This window comes from Saccharospirillum alexandrii, from assembly GCF_043641555.1.
Lineage (GTDB): Bacteria > Pseudomonadota > Gammaproteobacteria > Pseudomonadales > Natronospirillaceae > Saccharospirillum > Saccharospirillum alexandrii_A.
Genome location: NZ_JBHZRJ010000002.1, coordinates 740,771 through 756,805 on the forward strand (window position 1 = coordinate 740,771; position 16,035 = coordinate 756,805).

13 protein-coding genes are annotated in these 16,035 nt (G+C 58.4%); 7 read left to right on the plus strand and 6 right to left on the minus strand.

Annotated elements, in window-relative coordinates; translation table 11 throughout:
- Nucleotides 1-18: 18 nt before the first annotated feature.
- Nucleotides 19-732, minus strand: a complete 714-nt coding sequence (locus ACHUE7_RS09295; protein ID WP_394169719.1) for an alanyl-tRNA editing protein — start codon at nucleotides 730-732, stop codon at nucleotides 19-21.
- A gap of 301 nt (nucleotides 733-1,033) precedes the next feature.
- Here ACHUE7_RS09295 and ACHUE7_RS09300 point away from each other — a divergent pair, with 301 nt between their 5' ends.
- Both ACHUE7_RS09300 and rarD read left to right on the plus strand, forming a co-directional pair.
- Nucleotides 1,034-2,425 carry an aminotransferase-like domain-containing protein gene (locus tag ACHUE7_RS09300; protein WP_394169720.1) on the plus strand — a complete coding sequence of 464 codons (1,392 nt, stop codon included), beginning with the start codon at nucleotides 1,034-1,036 and terminating at the stop codon, nucleotides 2,423-2,425.
- Nucleotides 2,426-2,432: 7 nt separating this feature from the next.
- Nucleotides 2,433-3,362 carry an EamA family transporter RarD gene (gene rarD, locus ACHUE7_RS09305; protein ID WP_394169721.1) on the plus strand — a complete coding sequence of 310 codons (930 nt, stop codon included), beginning with the start codon at nucleotides 2,433-2,435 and terminating at the stop codon, nucleotides 3,360-3,362.
- On the opposite strand, the gene ACHUE7_RS09310 is transcribed toward rarD, so the two are convergent.
- Nucleotides 3,328-3,954, minus strand: a complete 627-nt coding sequence (locus ACHUE7_RS09310; protein WP_394169722.1) for a LysE family translocator — start codon at nucleotides 3,952-3,954, stop codon at nucleotides 3,328-3,330. The genes rarD and ACHUE7_RS09310 overlap by 35 nt on opposite strands.
- Before the next feature lie 138 nt (nucleotides 3,955-4,092).
- Here ACHUE7_RS09310 and ACHUE7_RS09315 point away from each other — a divergent pair, with 138 nt between their 5' ends.
- Nucleotides 4,093-5,163 carry a hypothetical protein gene (locus ACHUE7_RS09315; protein ID WP_394169723.1) on the plus strand — a complete coding sequence of 357 codons (1,071 nt, stop codon included), beginning with the start codon at nucleotides 4,093-4,095 and terminating at the stop codon, nucleotides 5,161-5,163.
- A 6-nt stretch (nucleotides 5,164-5,169) separates the two neighbouring features.
- Here ACHUE7_RS09315 and ACHUE7_RS09320 read toward each other — a convergent pair whose 3' ends face one another.
- Both ACHUE7_RS09320 and ACHUE7_RS09325 read right to left on the minus strand, forming a co-directional pair.
- Nucleotides 5,170-7,266, minus strand: a complete 2,097-nt coding sequence (locus tag ACHUE7_RS09320) for a putative bifunctional diguanylate cyclase/phosphodiesterase (RefSeq protein WP_394169724.1) — start codon at nucleotides 7,264-7,266, stop codon at nucleotides 5,170-5,172.
- Nucleotides 7,263-8,405, minus strand: a complete 1,143-nt coding sequence (locus ACHUE7_RS09325; protein ID WP_394169725.1) for an FIST N-terminal domain-containing protein — start codon at nucleotides 8,403-8,405, stop codon at nucleotides 7,263-7,265. Before ACHUE7_RS09325 ends, ACHUE7_RS09320 begins: the two co-directional genes overlap by 4 nt.
- A 223-nt stretch (nucleotides 8,406-8,628) precedes the next feature.
- Here ACHUE7_RS09325 and ACHUE7_RS09330 point away from each other — a divergent pair, with 223 nt between their 5' ends.
- From ACHUE7_RS09330 to ACHUE7_RS09345, 4 genes are all read left to right on the plus strand, one after another.
- Complete coding sequence (locus ACHUE7_RS09330) at nucleotides 8,629-9,438, plus strand: DUF1338 domain-containing protein (protein WP_394169726.1); 810 nt, start codon at nucleotides 8,629-8,631, stop codon at nucleotides 9,436-9,438.
- Nucleotides 9,439-9,577: 139 nt separating this feature from the next.
- Nucleotides 9,578-9,766, plus strand: coding sequence for a hypothetical protein (locus tag ACHUE7_RS09335; protein WP_213678294.1), 189 nt, complete (start codon nucleotides 9,578-9,580; stop codon nucleotides 9,764-9,766).
- A gap of 81 nt (nucleotides 9,767-9,847) precedes the next feature.
- Nucleotides 9,848-10,231: a VOC family protein gene (locus tag ACHUE7_RS09340; protein ID WP_394169727.1), complete on the plus strand. Its 384-nt coding sequence runs from the start codon at nucleotides 9,848-9,850 to the stop codon at nucleotides 10,229-10,231.
- Nucleotides 10,231-11,022, plus strand: a complete 792-nt coding sequence (locus ACHUE7_RS09345; protein ID WP_394169728.1) for an NRDE family protein — start codon at nucleotides 10,231-10,233, stop codon at nucleotides 11,020-11,022. The genes ACHUE7_RS09340 and ACHUE7_RS09345 overlap by 1 nt, the downstream gene beginning before the upstream one ends.
- A gap of 6 nt (nucleotides 11,023-11,028) precedes the next feature.
- On the opposite strand, the gene ACHUE7_RS09350 is transcribed toward ACHUE7_RS09345, so the two are convergent.
- Nucleotides 11,029-11,832 carry a carbon-nitrogen hydrolase family protein gene (locus tag ACHUE7_RS09350; RefSeq protein WP_394169729.1) on the minus strand — a complete coding sequence of 268 codons (804 nt, stop codon included), beginning with the start codon at nucleotides 11,830-11,832 and terminating at the stop codon, nucleotides 11,029-11,031.
- Between the two features lie 206 nt (nucleotides 11,833-12,038).
- Complete coding sequence (locus ACHUE7_RS09355; RefSeq protein ID WP_394169730.1) at nucleotides 12,039-15,983, minus strand: YhdP family phospholipid transporter; 3,945 nt, start codon at nucleotides 15,981-15,983, stop codon at nucleotides 12,039-12,041.
- Between the last annotated feature and the right edge of the window lie 52 nt (nucleotides 15,984-16,035).

Genomic DNA, 16,035 nt, shown 5'->3' on the forward strand with positions numbered 1-16,035 from the left:
CGCAGCCCAGGTTAAGGGTCAGTCGACCAGTTCGATATTGATCCGTTTGTTTTGCTTGCCTTTGCTTTTGATGCTGGGAATTCGAACCTTCCCTATTTCAGCAATGTTATTCACGTGAGTACCACCACAGGGCTGATAATCCAAGCCTTCAACCCGCACCATCCGAATGGCACCGTGTCCACGCGGTGGTTGCACACTCATGGTCCGCACCAGCTCAGGCTGTTCATCCAGAATCGATTCAGGTAACCACTCGGTCGATACCAAAGCCCCCTCGGCAATGGTGGCGTTCAACCGTGCTTCCAATTCGGCTTTGTCGAGTGGTTCCGACAGATCAAATTCAGCCCGGCTCAGGTCGGTACCAACATTACCACCGGTAACCGGGTCTTTGATCAGATGACACAGCAAATGCAGACAACTGTGCATGCGCATATGACGATGGCGGCGTACCCAGTTCAGAGTGATCGTTACCCGATCGCCTTCGCTAAGACCAAGCCCTTCGCACGCGGCTTCATCCAAAAAATGTTCAATGGCTGACCGGTCCTGACTGTAGCGAGTGTCCGTTATTGCAATGCGCTGATCACCAATGATCAATTCGCCACTGTCGCCTGGCTGACCACCGCCATGCGGATAAAAAATCGTATCGGTCAACACCAGCCGATTACCCTCGAGGCGAACCACCTGGGTATCAAGTTCGGTTTGATAGGCATCCTGATAGAAACGATAAGGGTTCATAAACCTTCCTTTGTATCGATACAATTTTCAAGAACTCAAGTTTCGGAGTCTTCACAATGCGAGCGACGGGTGCCGGTGATGCCTCTGTGGGGTAGTCCGCAACATGGATGTTGCGGTCTAGGCCCGAACCGTCGGACCGCCATGGATAGGTTCACGCCGACCCCACAGAGGCATCACCGGTAACCGACGCGGACCATGCCCTCGATAAACATACTGACTAAAAGCCGTATTTGTGTTCGACAAAACCAAACAATTACAGTGTAATACGACGACAATTCACTGCAAGCAGTTCTTTGTCACCATGACAATCCTAACACTGACCGGTCAAACCGGCCCCAAATACAAGGCATTGGCCAACAGCATTGAGCGTGCCGTTCACGATGGCGAACTCAAGCCTGGCGACCGTCTGCCGACGCACCGGCAATTGGCCGAGCAATTGGGTGTCACTGTTGGCACCGTCACCCGCGCCTATGCCGAGGCCGAGCGTCGCCGGTTGATCGAAGCCCGGGTCGGCAGCGGCACTTTCATTCGCGGTTTGAACCCCGGCACCGCCAGCTTCAAAGTCACCGATTCAACCGTCGACACCGGTATCGATCTGGGCTTCAGCATTGCACTGGAAATGGATCAGTCTGAACAGCTAACCCGCACCCTGGCAACTCTGCAGCACTCTGATGTATTGCCTCACCTGTTGCGCTACCAGTCTGAATTTGGCCTTGCACACCACCGTGAAGCGGGCCGTCGCTGGCTGCTAAAAACCGGCCTCGGCGACTTCAACAGTGACGATTTACTGGTCACACTGGGCGGTCAGCACGGGTTCTACGTTGCGCTCAATGCCCTGCTGCAACCCGGCGATGGGCTGGCCTGCGAGGGGCTGACTTACCCGGGGCTGGTCGCGGCAGCCACGCAGCAGAACCTGCGACTGATGCCGCTGGCGATCGACGACCAGGGCCTGACGCCCGAAGCACTGGAAAGCCAGTGCCAGCGCCACCCGCCACGGGTGCTGTACCTGATGACCCGGATGCAGAACCCAACCGGCGGGTCGATGTCTCAATTGCGTATTGATGAGCTGGCGCTCATTTGCCGGCAGTTTCAAATCACCGTGATTGAAGACGATGTGCAAGGCTGCCTGGGCGATCCGGCCCAGCCTTCCTTTAGCCTGCACCACCCGGACATCACCGTCACCATCGCCAGCCTGTCCAAGGCGTTATGTGGTGGCTTGCACGTGGGTTTTATGCGCGCACCAGAGGAATGGGTGAATGCCATCGGCGCTGCTTTTCGCGCCACCTGCTGGATGGCCATTCCGCTGACCACGGAAGTCGCCTGCGACTGGCTGAACAATGGCTATGCCGACCAACTGCTGGCCCGTCAGCAAGCCGAGATCGACTGGCGCCAGAACGCAGTTTGCGAGCGATTGAGACAGGCGGGGCTCACCCCGCGCGGTGGCGGCTTCAACGTCTGGCTGGATTTACCCGCCCCCTGGCGCGCGGTCAACCTGGTTGCGCGCGCGGCCGAGCATCGCATTCAACTGAAACCAGCGGAAGTGTTTGCGGCCGGGCAATTCGCTGCCCCACAAGCGGTGCGTATCTGCATTGGTGGCCGGCTGAAACGCGATACGTTACTCAGCGCCATCGACACGCTAATCGACCTGATCCAGAGCCCGGGCAATGCCCAGGATTCACTGACCAACATCTGAGGCGACTATGATATCCGCAACGCGCAGCGGCGCTTTTTACGCACTGACCGCCTACATTCTGTGGTCAGTAGCCCCCATTTATTTCAAGATTATGGATGACGTTGCGGCAGCAGAATTGTTGTCGCACCGCATCATCTGGTCGTTTCTGTTAACGCTGGGTCTGATTTTCCTGTTGCGCAAACGCGCGGCCCTGATGACCGCCCTGCGCTCTTCCAGAACCCGTTGGAATTTACTCGCTTCGACAATACTGATCGGGTTTAACTGGGGATTGTTTATCTGGGCGGTGCAAAGCAATTACATGCTCAGCGCCAGCCTCGGTTATTACATCAACCCGCTGATGAACATTCTGCTCGGCATGATCTTTTTCCGGGACCGGCTCGACCGGGTACGCACCATCGCCGCGTTGCTGTGTGTCGCCGCCGTTGCTTTCGAACTGATCCAGTTCGGTCGCCTGCCCTGGGTTGCCTTACTACTGGCCACCAGCTTTGCGCTGTATGGCCTGGTGCGTAAAAAAATCGGCGTCGACAGTTTCACCGGCATGGCACTCGAAACCGGTTTACTGCTGCCCGTTGCCGCTGGCTATTTATTGTTGACCACCAGCCCGACCAGTAACCTGGTCGAAAATACCTGGTCAATCAACCTGCTGCTGTTTGCCGCGGGTCCGGTCACGATGGTGCCGTTAATGTGCTTTGCGGCAGCGGCCAATCGCATCAGCCTGACCGCGCTCGGCTTCTTTCAATACATTGCCCCGAGTGGCATGTTCTTGCTGGCGGTGTTCGTTTATGGCGAAACCCTGAGCCCGGGCAAGCTGGTAACCTTCGGGCTGATCTGGACAGCCTTGCTGCTATTGACGCTCGACTCGTTGCGTACCCTGGGGCGCAACCAGTCTGCCAAACGCGCGCTCAAAGCATCCAACGCTGCCACCAGTCCCAAATAAACAGCAGCGACAAGGCAACAAAAATCACTCCGGCGCCCCGGTCGATCCAGTGGCGCCGGGTTAAAAACCGGCGCTGTAAAACCGGTTGCGACAATACCCAGCCAACCAGACCAAACCACAGGCTAGTCACCACAAACACATAGCCAACCAGGGCAGACTGCATCCATCCGTTCAGGCCGTCTACCAACTGCAGCAAGATGGCCGAGAAAAACAGCAGCGCCTTAGGGTTCAGCACATTTGTCAAAAACCCCTGCCAGAAATCACCCCGGTCGCTGACTCTTGCGGAACTGTCTAGTGGTTGGCCTGGCGGAGTCGGTTGCGCGTTCAGCCCACCCCAGCCCAGATACAACAGATACCCGATACCCAGCCAGGGCAGCGTCATCGCCAGCCACCGGCTCGACTGCACCAGAGCGGACACGCCAAGCACAGCAACCAGGGTATGGAGAGTAACCCCCAAACCTATGCCCAGGGCATTCAGCGTGCTGGCACGCTTACCCCGGGTAAGCGCCGATTTAACCACCAGCGCGAAATCCGGCCCCGGGCTGATTACAGCGGCGGTATACACCAATACAAAAGGCCACCAGGCGGGCATAAAAATCTCCAACACAATGAGTAAACAACGTTCGAAGACTACCAGAAGCCGGAACAGAATGGCGAGCGGGGCCGGGCATTCGCCAAACTGGGAGCTTGCCCCTTATACTGCGGATAAGACCCTGCAGAGATTCGCGCCATGCATACCCGCCCGATTCAGGACCGCATCGACTGGCTGCTCGACCTGAGCCGCACCCACTCGGAACGCTTTTGCGACCCTGAAAATCACCTGGCACGACAGCGTTACCAGGCTGAACACAGCACTGAAATCATCGCTCTGAAATGCATGGACGGTCGCATCCACCTGCCCCACGCCACCCAAACCCCCCTGGGCATCATTCGCCCGTTTCGCAACCTCGGTGGCATCTTCGACCTGGGCTGGCCTTATTTGGGAGATCTTCTGGCGGATATGGTCAGTGACTCGATCCGTCAGGGTCGGCGCGTACTGGTGATCATCACCTATCACTTTTCAAGAGGCGATACCGCGCGCGGCTGTGCGGGGTTCAATTGCGATCACGAAGCGGCGCTGGCGCATGCGCAAGGCATTAAAGCGCAAGTCGAGGCCATTTTCGGGGCTGGCCATCAAAGCGTTTACCCACTGGTCTGTGGATTCGAGACCGACGAAGATGCCCTCATCCTGCACAACAAGGCAGACAACCGGCTCGACCTCTCAACCCTGGTTACAACCCGACACCCGGACTTGCCCGCCCGTCTGGAAGCCATGTTCACCGACATGCCCGGCCAGGTACGGCATGACCTGATGCCCCTATTGGAAGGCAACATCCGCCATATCGCCGAGATTCGCAGCAGCAACCGTGAACTGGCCGTTGAGCACCGGGAATGGACGCTGTGCGTGGGTCGCGGCTTTGATTTTCTGCACGTCCCCAACATTGCGCTGATCATCGGGCCTTTCAGCCCCGATTTATCGCACCCCATTCAAAAGGCAGCGGGCATTATTCAGGGCAATATGGATAAGGGCCGCATCCCCGATGACGGCTTTCTGCTGCTCTCGTCGGCCCCCTATCAGGAACCGGGCCCCGATCGGGCACGAGCTGAAATGAAGGCGCGCTTTATGGCCGCCTTTACCGCCAAAGTGATTCGTGATTGCCAGCCACAGCTGGCAGAAAAGATGATCAGCCGGACCGCCATTTTGAACTGGCCAACCCGGCGGCTCGAAGTATTTGAAGCAGCCGCAACCGGCAGAGTGTAACTCAGGCTACTCGGTATCACTGGCCAGCATGCTGGCAAAATCCGCTGCCCGCATCGGGTGGCCAAGGAAATAACCCTGGCCAAAATTGCACTGCAGCCGGGTCAGTGTTTGTTCTTGCGCCCGGGTTTCCAGCCCTTCGGCAACACTCTGTATTCCCAGGCTGGACGCCAGTTGAATGATGCTGGTCACTATGTCCATCGCATTGGAGTACTCATCGATGGCGCTGATGAAGGAGCGGTCAATCTTCAACTGATCGACCGGAAAACGATGCAGGTAAGACAAGGATGAATAGCCGGTTCCAAAATCGTCCAGTGACAACTGCACGCCCAACCGTTTGAGCTGATGCATGATGGCAATAATGCTGTCGGAATGATGAAGCAAGACCGTCTCGGTAAACTCCAGCAACAACTGATCGGCCACAAGGCCCGAGTTGGCCAGAGCCGTTTTCACCGATTGCAGCACATTGCCCCGGTAGAACTGGTCTGCCGCCAGATTCACCGAAACCCGACACGGCAAGCCCTGAAGATGCCAGTTCGCCGCTTCTGCGCAGGCTGTTTGCAACACCCAGTGGCCCACTTCCACCATCAGCCCATGTTCTTCGAGCAGGTACATGAACTCGCCAGGCGCCAGCACGCCACGGTCGGGATGGTTCCAGCGCAGCAAGGCTTCTGCACCGGTCAGGCGGTTGTCCGAAAGGCGATACAAGGGCTGATAATACAACTCGAATTCATCGTTGCGGATGGCATGCTGCAACTGCGATAACAACACCAGGTGTTCATGGGCTGCCCGGTTCAGTTCATGGGTAAAATAACAATACTGACCCCGCCCGCTCTTTTTCGCCGAGTACATGGCGGTGTCGGCGGTACGCAACAAATCGTGTGCGCTGTCACCGTCTTCCGGGTAGAGGCTGATGCCGATGCTTGCGCCCAGCTTGAGCGGTTGATTCCTGACGAAGAACGGGGCTTCCAGCTCATGCATAACCTTGGCAGCCACCGTTGAGGCGGTTGTGTCAAAACCGATGTCCGGCAAACTGATGACAAACTCGTCGCCACCCAGGCGGGCTATGGTATCGCTGCTGCGAACACAGCGCTGAAGCCGTCCGGCTACCTCTTTGAGCAACACGTCACCGGTTTGGTGACCCAGAGAGTCGTTCACGTGTTTGAACCGGTCGAGGTCAATCATCAACACCGCAGTGCGCGACTGCCGGCGCCTCGCCGATTCGATGGCCCCGTCAATTCGATCCTGCAACAGCGACCGGTTGGGCAAACCAGTCAGCTCATCGTGATGCGCCATGTATTGAATCCGGGCCTCGGCCCGGGCCCGATCAATCGCAATGCCTGCCAGGTGAACGGCCGACGCGATGAGTACCCGCTGCTCTTCACTGGGGCCTCGCACATCCCGATAATAAATAGCGAACGACCCCAACACCTGGTTTGACTGGGTAGTGATGGGAGTGGACCAGCACGCCTTCAGCCCGACGCCAAGTGCCAGCTCACGATAATCATCCCAGAGCGGGTCGGTCGCGATGTCAGAGACTTCAATGGTCTGGTTCAAATACATGGCGGTACCGCAGGATCCCGCCCTGGGCCCAATATCGACACCTATCAGCGCACGGCAGTAGTCTTCCGGCAAACTCGGGGCGATACTCTGGTCTATGGTTTTGCCGCTGTCGTCGAGCAACAGGATCGACGCCAGCCCAACATGCCCCTGAGCTTCAACCCAATGCGCCAATTGACGTAAGATGGATTCCAGAGGCGCGTGGGCAGCAATCAGTTCCAGAATGTCATACTGACCGGTGCGCAAAGCTTCAGCCCGCTTGCGCTGGTTAATTTCCTCTTTCAGATCCCGCGTCAGCCGGTAGAGGTTCTCGGTGATGTGCTCGTTGTATTCCAGCGCTCGCGCCAGTTCCTGAGTGCGCTGCTGCACCGTCGCTTCCAGTGTCAGCGCCGTCTGAAACAGCCCGAAGTCAGACCCCTGTTGCGACATGCTGCGTTCGGACCGGTCCATCAGGGCGTCGATGATTTTATTGAGCCGGCGAATCTCGGCTTCTGGCCCGGGCGCACCGGCTTCTGCCGCATGCCCTGCAGGCGACCTGGACGTCATGACTGCCCCCCCTCCGGATACCCGATCGCCAGACCGGTAAAGGTCTGGTTTACGTGAACACCGCCGAACTGCTCTCCATAGGAATTAAAGCCAAGGGTATTGCAGGCCTGCGTCAGCGCACTCGCGCGGGCAGTATCGTCGTTTTGCCCCATCTCGAGCTTGCGCAGCACACAATCAAACGCCAGCATCACTTGCGGCGACCCCAGGGTTTGCTGCACAGACTCCAGAGAAAGTCGCAGGTTTTCAATCAGATCCACACCCCGGGCAACCCGGAACACCAGGCCCGCTTCAATGGCGCAGTAAAAGCTCAGGCTGCCATCCGGGTTGGCCTGTCGAATTGACCGCACGTATTCCTTGCCTTCGATCATCACCACCACCGGTGAGGCTGCAAACCGCATTAGGTTCAAATCATCAACATCAACACCGGTCAGGCGGGCGTATTCGGCGGCAGCGGGCAATCCGTTGATTTCAGTCACCAGGCGCCGCTCAGGATCTGCAGCCGTGATCACCAGACGCTGATCGGTCGCAACAAAGTGCTGGGACTTCACCGGCGCAATGGAACAACGGGTGGACATCAGCAACATCAGGGCGCTGTTGGTGTGAAACAGGCCCTGATGAAACACCCAGGTATGCTTGAACACCAGGTCATCGCCTGTCGACCCTCCCACAATGGGAATGGTGGGTAAGCTATTAAACAGCGTTCGGGTTACAGCGTCTTCACGCTGGGAAACGCCATCGATCAGTAGCATGGCAAAGGTATTGGGTAATTCGCCCTTGCTGTGCTCATGGCTCAGCACCAGACTGTGAGCAAAGGTTTGCAAGCGGCCGACTTCCGCTGACTTCAGGCTGTCGAGCCTTGCCACGGAAGCCACAAAGTGATCGGCCGGGAAGCTGGCCCCACTGATGCTATGATCACAATACCCCGCAGGCCCTATTTCTCCGGCAGTAGTACAGCCAATGACGGGGGTGTCACCAAACAGCTGATTAAGCGTATTGGCCAGAATAGCCAGGTCGTAGCGACTCGAGCAAAAAAAGATCACCAGACTGGCGTCAGGCTGACTGATTTGCTGATGCAAGTCCCGAACGGCCGCCTCGGGATCGGACAGAGTGGATTGGCCAAGCTTCACACAACGCGTCAATTGAAACCCTCCGATCGCTGGCAAACGTCCAACCCGGACGACAAATAACTTGCCATAGCAAAAGCCTAGTCCAGAAGCGGCTGCTCAGCCAGACAACCGTAAAGGTCGCGCATTCACAAAGTGACGGCGTGCTGCTGATAACCGCTGTGAGCGCAGCTCAGTAGACTGCCTGCATCGTCTGGTTTAACCACCAGGCCAACCCCTTTACTCGCTGGAGACTTAGATGAAGATCGACGCGTTTTTTGACAACCTGTGGCAGGACTACATCAACATGACCCCCCAGGCAGAGGCCATTGCCAATGCCCTCATCGCCCGGGGTGAAGTGGTTCAGAATGACCACGTTGCCTTTCGCACCTTCAATATAGGCCCCATCCAGCTGAAACACCTCGAGCCCTTTATTCTCGACATGGGCTACAGCCGGTATGAACCCTACCACTTTCCCTCGAAGAAGCTGGATGCGTTCGGCTATATTCCGCCGAGCCCCGACCTGCCGCGCATTTTTCTCAGTGAGCTGCGCGTTGAGGAACTGACCGACACCGCCCAGACCCTCGTTCGACGCCTGGTCGATCAGATCAATCCGGATGACGTGGCCGATGCCTCAATCTTCTGGCGCGGGCCATTGTGGCAGACACCGTCTTATGAAGACTACGAGCAACTGGCCAGTGAATCCGAATACGCCGCCTGGCTGAGCGTGATTGGCCTGCGTTGCAACCACTTCACCATCAATGTGAACGCCCTCAATGGCATTAACGACATTGAACAGATGAACCAGATGATTGAAGAGCTGGGGTTCAGCATCAACGAAGCTGGCGGACGGGTTAAGGGGTCACCAGCGGTGCTCCTGGAACAGGGTTCTACCAAAGCCAGCGTGCAGCCTTTTACCTTCGCCGATGGCAAGCAACACGACGTGACCACCTGCTACTACGAGTTTGCCAAGCGCTACCATGACGACGAAGGCAACCTCTACCAGGGCTTTGTAGCCGCCAGCGCCGACAAGATTTTCGAATCGACCGACATGCGCAAGGACTCCTGAGACTGACCGTCTTTCCGGTGGCCTGACCCCATTTGCGGGCCACCGCTCTTTCCCGTCACTTTCGGGCGCAGAATCTTGGTGCTAGACTGGTTGGGTTGTTGACAGGCTCAGCACTTACTCAAACAGGTCAGGTACAGGGATGAAAGGTTCAACACTGTTTACGCTTACCGTGGTTACACTTGCCATTACGGCCCTGTATATGGCGCTCGGGCAGCCCGAGGTGACACCCGGTTATTTCATGAGAAACCCGGTCAGTGCCGACGCAGGCGGTCAACACCCGCTGACCTGGATCGACCAGATCCAACAGACCCTGGCTTCCTGGCTGTAAGCCCGCTTGTCTCGCTTACCGATCGGCCGTTGTCGTCTTGGTTAACGCTCTGTATTCTGAAACTGATCTGGTTCACCCCTCATGCCCCCACTGATTCGCTCAAACCCTCTCGTCTGGCTGGACATTCCCGTTGTGGATCTCGACCGGGCCATCGCCTTTTATCAGCCAGTGCTCGACTGGACGCTCGACGACCAGCGCCCCCAGGCTAATATGGCGGTTTTCCGGCACAGCCGGGGTGAGGTTGCCATAGCGCTCATACTACAATCGTCAGCGCCCGGCGGGCTGGGCCCACTGCCCTACCTTAACTGCCATGGGCGACTGAAGCTGGCGATGGCGCAGGTTGAACCCCGGGGTGGCACCATTGAGCAACCCATCCATTCGCTGGCGCCCTTTGGTTTCCGAGCCGTCATTCGTGACAGCGAAGGCAACCGTGTGGCGCTGCACAGCATGGCGATGAACGAATAATGTGTCTTTGCGCAGTCAATTACCGACCCGGGCACGACTGGCCCCTGCTACTGACCGCCAACCGCGATGAATTTCTGAACCGGCCAGCCGAAGCCATGCACTGGTGGGAGCCTTCCGTGGCGCACGATGCACCCGTGCTGGCCGGTCGGGACCTCAAAGCCGGAGGCACCTGGCTGGCCGTAGACGCCAAAGGCCGAATCGCCATGCTGACCAACATTCGCCCGGGGTATCTGGGTAAGACAGGCCAGCGCAGCCGGGGCGAACTGCCGCTGGCGTTTTTGCGACAATCGCACGACATCAGCACCTTTCACCAGTCATTGCTCCCCGACATCGATCAATACGCCGGCTTCAACCTGGTGTTGTTTGATGCAACCGGCCTGTTCTGGTTCAGTTCCGACCACCCGAATGGTCAATGGCTGGCGCCCGGCATTCACGGGCTCAGCAACGATGCCCTGAACACGCCCTGGCCCAAGGTCGAGCTGGCCCGCGCGCAGATGGCTGCGCACCATGCCCGGCTGGAGGTCATGCCCTGGCAACCGGCCAGCCTGGCCACCCTGCCCATACTAGCTGACCCGCACACCCAACCCGATGAACAGTTGCCGGATACCGGTGTACCCAGAGACTGGGAACGCATCCTGTCTGCCCAGACCATCACGTCGGAACACTATGCCAGCCGGTGTCGCACCTGGATCGCCCTGCATCGCAGCGGCCTAATGCAGGTCAGCGAAGCACAACTGAGCCCGGAAGGCGCCATCGCTGAGCCCCGGTTGTTTTCCTGGCAGGTATCGTGAACGGCGTTAGAGTCTGCGATGCTCCTGCGTCGGCATCTTCAACCGCACGGACTCAACGCGCCCCAGGTCGGTCGTCAGGGTGAGCCCCTGTTCGCCTTCACCGACACTGTCCACCTCACCCCAGGGGTCAACCATCAGGCTGTGGCCCCAGGTATGGCGTTTTTCATCGTGTTTTCCACCCTGATTGGCGGCGACCAGATAGCATGCGTTTTCGATGGCCCGGGCGCGGCACAGTACTTCCCAGTGCGCTTGCCCGGTGGACCAGGTGAAGGCCGAAGGCACCACAAACGTATCCACGCCCCGGTTGCGTTGCAGCCGGTATAACTCGGGGAAACGCAAGTCGTAACACACACTCAGCCCCCAGTGGCCCCAGGGGGTCTCCAGAGTGACGACGTCACCTCCGGGCTGGTAGTGGTCGGATTCACGATAGCGGCCCTGGGCGTCACCCACGGCGGCATCAAAGAGGTGGATTTTATCGTAGTGGGCCCGCACCTCACCCTGGTCATCGAGCACATGCATTCGTGCCCGGGGTTTCGTCTCGTTCGGGGCGTAGACCGGCAATGTTCCGGCCACAATCCAGAGTTTGTAGCGGCGCGCAGCGTCGCGCAGGTGCTGTCCGACCGGCCCGGTGAACTCACCCTCGCTGGCAGCCAGTTCCGTGGCGACACCGCCGCCGAACACCGCAAACATTTCAGGCAGTTGCACCGCATCGGCACCTGCTTCAGCGGCCACCGCCAAATGGCGGTCGACCGTATCGAGGTTGTCCTGCAGATACCGCGAACTGATCATCTGGGCCAGATACCATTTCATGCGTCATACTCCTGGTTGGGTCCACACCGACACGCGGTCTTTAGCAGGCTGTTGAAATTCAACGAATTTCAGCCGCCTGCTACCGGAACAAGGACGTTCCGGCAAAATTGATGACTGTTAAGTCATTGATTTTGTGAGAGAAGCGAAAATCGCAATTTTTGGTTCTCGTGTGTTGAAAAAAGCAGGAAGCCTTTTTCAACAACCTGTTAGGGTGACCCCGGACTGCCCGGGTTCGTGGGCACCACGTTGCGCAACCGGTCGCCAACGCTGGGGGCCAACGAGCTGCCGCTGTTATTATCGAACACGCGATAAAAGCGCAGCTCGGGCTCCTCAAGTGAGCCGGTCACGTGCATGCGGGCCGAACTCAGGCGTTCCAGTTCGTTGTTAAACACCCGTTCGGTCACATAAATAGCTGCCGCAGCCTGAGGCGTCACACCGGCCAACAAGGCGACCAGCGGGAAGGTGCTCGACAGCGGGACTGTCATCACCATATCAACATCGAGCACATCCCGCACCAGATCGGCATCGCCACTGAAACGGAACTTGGTCGAGGGTCCGTCGATCAGTAACCGGTCGCCTACCCGGGCAAAGCCCCGGTCAAACAACAATTCGCCTTCGATCACATCGTAGCTGATGCCGTCGCGAATCAAATCGGAAAAATCCAGGGCAAGACGGCGCAGCACCCGGGTGAAGTTGAGCAGACCCACCAGTTTCACGCCTTCGTATTCATCCAGCTCCAGAATCGAGCCATTGGTCAGGCGTAGTTCGATTCGGCCGCGCAAGCGTTCATAGTCGAAATAGGCGGGCGTGCCCGGCCATTCGAAATCCAGATCAAACTGCCCGGAGCGGCTTTCGAGCACCGGGGCGTAATCCCAGCTTTGCAATACGCTCAGGATATTCCCGGTCCTGACCTGCCCCTTAAACGCCGTGCGGTGTTCGTTATTGAGGTAGCGCCAGGTCAGTTCGCCATCCAGGCGAGCCTCGGGCATTTCGACTCTCAGGTTGCGCAGAACGGCGCTGTCACCATCACGACGAATCTCTGCCCGCCAACTGCCCATATCGCGACCGTCGATCGACAGCCGGGCGATCTGTAAATTCGCATCCGGCAGCTCATCCGGCCGCAGCATAGCCATCGGGTCTGGCGCGGGTGCATCGTCAGACGCCTCTGTTGCAGCGTCGGCAGCTTGTGGCGTCCGGTTAATGTTCACAAAATCAAAATCGGCGAAATGCGGATCGCCGTTAAAGGGGATCAACACTCGCCCGCTGAGCTCCCTGGCTTCCAGAGTTGCCAGCCAGCCTTCATCACTGCTGAGTATCTGAACGCGGGGTTGAGTCCAGTTCAACCCCTGTCCGCGCCACAGTGCACCGCGCAAATTCACTTCGCGAATCGGTTGTGTACTCGCTTCGGCCCCGAGTTCAACCAGGGGGGACCCGGCTTCCCGGTAGACGTCACTGACGGCTTGCAAGGCGTCGCGCCATTGATCGATGTCCGCCTCGGGCAGAAGTGCATCGACATAAATCCCGCTTTGAATCCGCCGCTCCAGCGGCGCGTTCAGGGCCACGGTTCCCGCCTCGAGCTGATTATCAGGTGAGAAGTCGAATGCCCATTGCACCACCTCGTTATAATGACCGGAGATGCCCAGCCCCTCGCCATCGGTAAACACCAGGTCCAGCGCGAGCGGTCGGCTCGCCTCTGCTGTTTTACCCAGAGCCGCCGGAAACGACAGCGGCAAGTTGATGAGATCCGACGCCAGGGCAATGCGGGTCTGGCCAGGCAAAAAATCCAGCTGTGCATCGGTGGCAATGCGATACGGCTGGTCTGTCAGCCAGGGGTCTTCAAGCCATCGGCCCCAGGCATCCAGCGGCGTTTCACCGGAAACCGCGAGACTGACCCGGGCATTTGCCCCGGTCAGATCGGACGTCAGTTGTGCCTGATGCCGGGCGCCGAAGAGTTCACCGTCCAGGCGGTTCGAGTAGAGCCCTTGCCGGCTGTTGTAGCCGATATCACCACTGAGCGCCGATAGATTCAGATCCAGTTCGGTCAATTCAAGCGTGCCATTGCTGAGCTGACTGGTCAGCACAATGTCGAGCGGCTCGTCGCTCAACGGCACTCTGAGCTCCAGGTTAGCTTGGGTGTCACCGGTCATCGTCCAGTCACTGACAACATCCGCCGCCAGAAACTCAAGCGGCCCGTCCTGCTTGAATAACGCCAAGGCGTCGCCCGCGTCTGAGCTTACATCGAGGTCAATCAGCAGTTGCCGCTCGGCAAATGGCAACCGCAATTGACCGCTATTGAGCGTTATCCCGGCCAGATTGCCGCGTTGCGCTTCAACGCGCAGATCATCGAGTGATAACCGGACTTGACCTGAGCCACCGGCAATCGCCGGCCAGGCGTCATTGAAGCGCACCACGGCATCATCGAAATCGGTCACCAGGGCGAGCCCGCTGTCGGTCATCTGACCTTTGCGAAAGCCAGAGACAAAGGAGAAATCCAAATCCGAAAACCGGCCCGACTGTATGTTTTCGACAATCCAGGGTTTGATCGGGTCGGGCAAACGATTATCCGGCGTCAGCCGCTTGGCCCAGCTGGCATTGGTTGCGTCTGTCGCCACTGCCAGCCGAAACCCGATTTCGCGCTGACCGGACGCCAGGTCGCCGCCATTGACCAGATCCACCCGCCAGTGACCGGTTAGCGGCTGTGCCGACTCACCCTGGGACTGTTGCGTTGCATCGGGAGCAATGGTCGCCCGATGCTGCCCTTCCAGTTGCACACCGGCACCAGCCGACCAGCGCACATCCAGAGCGCCCTCAATGCGCTCGAACATGAACGGCTGGTCATAGATGGCCGGCAACCGGAAATCGACGCCGGAGTTGTCGAAATTCAATCGCGCCCTTGACCCTTCCGCCCGCAGCTCACCACTGACACCACTCAAGCCCGGGATGCCCGAGTAAGGTTGCATCCGCACATCGCTGACACTGGCCGTCACTCGCAATGAATCGTGCTTACCCATGCGGTAAGACAGCTTGCCCTGGTCAATACTGGCTTGTGGAAAGGCCTGCTCCCAGTAACCGCTGCCATCATTGACGGCCAGAAAGGCGCTGATCGGCGCGAGTGGCAATTGATCCCACTGTATCTGCCACTGAGTCTGACGCAGGCTGGCCCGGGCCACGAACTCGCCCTGCAGGTCGGGTTCAGCAGCGGCGGATCGCTCCAGTTCATGGGAAAAATGGTGTAACCAGACATCCGCCCCTCCGCTGCTTCGCTCGGCAAACAGCTCCATATCCAGATTCCGCAGCGCCATTGCACTGCGGCTGCCGCTGAGACGGGTCGCCGGGCTCTGCAGGCGGGCCTGGATCGACTGCCACTGATCGCGGGTCAGGCTCACCCAATACTCGCCCGCTACAGCGGCCTCACGCACATCCGGCAGCCACTCTTGCAGCCAGGGAGCCATATCAAAAGCCCCGTGCCGGGCATACAGGTCCACTTCGTATTGATCGTCACGCCGACTGCTTTCCAGTTGCAGTTCAATGGGCACGGAAAGGCCATCGTAATTGACGCTGGCTTCAGCCCGCATCCAGTTGTCGTCACCCGACCCGGTCAGTTGCGCCGATTCCATCGCAACCGTCATCCCCGGCAACAGCAACGGCTCTATGTGCAATGCCATATCGGTAAAGCGCACATCACGTTGCTGGCGGATCAGAGCGATAAGCCGCTCCAGCGACATATCCGGCGTATTGGCTGCGCCGGAGCCGGCGTTTACGCCGGCAAAACTCCAACCCTCATCGGTTTGCTCCAGATTGGCTTCAAACCCGGTCAGTTCAAACCGCTTGAACACCGGCGACAGCGTTATCAGCGACTGCAGCAACGCCGGTTCCAGCAGCATTCGGTCAACACTGAGAGTCGAGCTGATTCGCACATCTTCGGCAATCAGGATGGGGTTAAACTGGCGCCATTCTCCGGTGAGACTGCCAATGGAGACCGAGGCATTGAGACGGTCGCTGAGCAACAACGCCAGTTCGGCGTTATAGCGTTCGACGTGAGGGAAGAACTGTCGGCCGAGCGCGAGATAGGCGGCCACCAGCAGTATCCAGAACGCGCCAATTTTGAGCAACACCGTGCCCAGGGCTTTCAGAATGCGGTAACGGGCCATGGGTCAGGGTTTCAGCGTAAAGGCAGCGGTGCCGCCGTTGCTGGCAATGCCC

Coding starts and splice junctions, on each gene's coding strand:
- ACHUE7_RS09295 (WP_394169719.1), bottom strand. CDS start 732: ATGAACCCTTATCGTTTCTATCAGGATGCCTATCAAACCGAACTTGAT.
- ACHUE7_RS09300 (WP_394169720.1), top strand. CDS start 1,034: ATGACAATCCTAACACTGACCGGTCAAACCGGCCCCAAATACAAGGCA.
- rarD (WP_394169721.1), top strand. CDS start 2,433: ATGATATCCGCAACGCGCAGCGGCGCTTTTTACGCACTGACCGCCTAC.
- ACHUE7_RS09310 (WP_394169722.1), bottom strand. CDS start 3,954: ATGCCCGCCTGGTGGCCTTTTGTATTGGTGTATACCGCCGCTGTAATC.
- ACHUE7_RS09315 (WP_394169723.1), top strand. CDS start 4,093: ATGCATACCCGCCCGATTCAGGACCGCATCGACTGGCTGCTCGACCTG.
- ACHUE7_RS09320 (WP_394169724.1), bottom strand. CDS start 7,266: ATGACGTCCAGGTCGCCTGCAGGGCATGCGGCAGAAGCCGGTGCGCCC.
- ACHUE7_RS09330 (WP_394169726.1), top strand. CDS start 8,629: ATGAAGATCGACGCGTTTTTTGACAACCTGTGGCAGGACTACATCAAC.
- ACHUE7_RS09335 (WP_213678294.1), top strand. CDS start 9,578: ATGAAAGGTTCAACACTGTTTACGCTTACCGTGGTTACACTTGCCATT.
- ACHUE7_RS09340 (WP_394169727.1), top strand. CDS start 9,848: ATGCCCCCACTGATTCGCTCAAACCCTCTCGTCTGGCTGGACATTCCC.
- ACHUE7_RS09345 (WP_394169728.1), top strand. CDS start 10,231: ATGTGTCTTTGCGCAGTCAATTACCGACCCGGGCACGACTGGCCCCTG.
- ACHUE7_RS09350 (WP_394169729.1), bottom strand. CDS start 11,832: ATGAAATGGTATCTGGCCCAGATGATCAGTTCGCGGTATCTGCAGGAC.
- ACHUE7_RS09355 (WP_394169730.1), bottom strand. CDS start 15,983: ATGGCCCGTTACCGCATTCTGAAAGCCCTGGGCACGGTGTTGCTCAAA.